3 protein-coding genes and 1 pseudogene are annotated in these 1,934 nt (G+C 68.0%); 3 read left to right on the top strand and 1 reads right to left on the bottom strand.

Annotation, left to right across the window (positions count from 1 at the left end; genetic code table 11):
• Nucleotides 1–240: transposase (locus tag ABZ656_RS57725; protein WP_360280747.1), on the top strand; the 240-nt coding region annotated here is incomplete at its 5' end.
• Nucleotides 241–253: 13 nt separating this feature from the next.
• Here ABZ656_RS57725 and ABZ656_RS57720 read toward each other — a convergent pair.
• Nucleotides 254–445: pseudogene (locus ABZ656_RS57720) on the bottom strand (restriction endonuclease); the annotation flags it as partial.
• A gap of 105 nt (nucleotides 446–550) precedes the next feature.
• Between ABZ656_RS57720 and ABZ656_RS57715 the strand changes: the two are divergent.
• Both ABZ656_RS57715 and ABZ656_RS57710 read left to right on the top strand, forming a co-directional pair.
• Nucleotides 551–685 carry a hypothetical protein gene (locus ABZ656_RS57715; RefSeq protein ID WP_360280750.1) on the top strand — a complete coding sequence of 45 codons (135 nt, stop codon included), beginning with the start codon at nucleotides 551–553 and terminating at the stop codon, nucleotides 683–685.
• A 46-nt stretch (nucleotides 686–731) separates the two neighbouring features.
• Entirely contained in the window at nucleotides 732–1,421 is a 690-nt protein-coding gene (locus ABZ656_RS57710; RefSeq protein WP_101401725.1) for a hypothetical protein, read from the top strand.
• Nucleotides 1,422–1,934 lie beyond the last annotated feature (513 nt).

Genomic DNA, 1,934 nt, shown 5'->3' with positions numbered 1-1,934 from the left:
GTGGAGGGCACCATCAACGAGTTCGCCCACGGACACGGCATGCGTCACTGCCGCTACCGAGGACTGCCCAGAACTCACTTGCAACACGCACTCACGGCTATCGCCGTGAACATCGAACGCCTCAGCAACCTGGCACCAGCCGAGGAAGTCCCTTCAGCACGGCCGCTGACCGCTTTCCAGACCTACCTGGACCACCACGGGATCCACCGGTCGAAGTCCTGGCGGACCCTCGGCACCTGATCTCAGCCGCCGCCTCCGCGTCCTGAGTGAAGCGTACGTTCGTCACCATCAGCGGATGCGTGGCCTGGCGATCGGGCCGGGCCGTACCGATGAACGTCTGCACCTCGGGTGATCCGATCCTGGCGGACGGAGTCCTCCGAAGCTTGCACTGGGCGACGATCCGCTCCCCGCGGCTTCCGGTGGCGATGACATCCGCTCCCCTGCCGCCGGCGCCCCCGGGCTCCCGGCGGCGCTGCGGGCGTTCTCCGACGCACTCGCATCCACGGCCGGCACCGCGCCGGAGGACCTTCTCAAGGACCGGGAAGACTTCATGCCCGCGGCTCTCTTCGACGCGGAACGTGCGCTGGGTCTGATCGGCGAGCTCCTCGACGACATCGCATACGGCTACTCCCGCCCCAGTCGGCGCGGCGACGTTGCGGCTCCGCGCGGACGTCAGTACAGGTGATCGATCCTGGTGGGTGGAGACCCGGCCGGGAAGGGTGGAGGAAGACATGTCGGAATTCGTTGACGTGGTGTGTCACCAGTGCAGGATCCAGCTTGAGCTGCTCGATGCCCCGGTCCCCCGGGAGGCATGGTGGAAGTTCCTGGACGAACACGCCTACCACCCGGTGGAGTTGCTGTGGGAGCACTCCGAGGCCCGCGAGAGGATCGACATCGACTACATCTATGTGGACAGCGACATCGAGGGCGACCCCTCGTTCGCCGAGTACGCGGGCGACTGGCCGGGCCGCCCGCTCGCACTGCACCCCCGGCCGATCACCCGTGCGGTCGCCGAGATCGTGGAGCGCGCCTTTGACGCCATGGAGACCCGCGAGTGGCAGGCCGCACCGGCCGACGCGGTGGCGGCCGAACGAATCGTGCAGTACATGGACTTCGCGCCCCCGGCGAGTGAACTGGTCGACGGCGCCACCGTCCTCGCCCGGCTGGCCACGGTGGAGGCGGCGCTGGAGCAACTGCGCCGGGCGACCACCGGACCGCTCGGCGACCACTTCGGCACATTCCTGAACGACGTCCTGCGCGCCCTGCCCACCGCGGCGGATCTTCCCCCGGACGAACTGTGCGCCGAAAGCGGCCCCCTGGCCTCTCCTCGACTCTGGGACACCGAGCGGGCACTACGACTGATCCAGCACCTCGTAGCTGCCAGAATCACACTCCGCAAGCCGTCTCCCGACGCCGACTGAGCCACGGTCCGTAGTCTGGCCGGTTCCCACAGCGGGCCACCGTGCGGCGGATCGGTGCATGCCTGTCGGCAGGGGGCTCGGCGTCAGTCGAATGCCGACTGGGGGCAACCAGGCCATCGCCGGCCACCCGAACGTCGGCGAGATCGCCCGGGAACATCCCTCCGTGGTCTCTTTTCTCCCTCAGCGCCCAGGAGGAGTTCGGGGTTCTGCGAGGCACGATGACCATGCTCGGTCGACATTGGGATTGGCGCCGTAGTGGAACTCGCGCACGGACTTCTCGCGAGGGAAGTGGGCGGCGCTGCGGAAGTAGCGCGCCCCGACCGATACCCTGCGGCCTCAACACGGCCTCACGATCTTGGAATGAAGCCCGAGAGACGCGGTCCGGATAGTCGACGACAACCACAATCGCTCGCATCGTCGCAGGTCAGCGATCCAGCGCACCTTCGGTGCGCGCCGGGGGCGTGGTAAATCCCGTGGCGTGCGCCGGGGGTGCTTCTGTCTGCCCTGACGTGG

Source organism: Streptomyces sp. NPDC007095 (assembly GCF_040634475.1).
Taxonomy (GTDB): Bacteria; Actinomycetota; Actinomycetes; order Streptomycetales; family Streptomycetaceae; genus Streptomyces.
The sequence above is the reverse complement of the archived record's forward strand: the minus strand, read 5'-3'. Positions and strand labels throughout refer to the sequence as shown.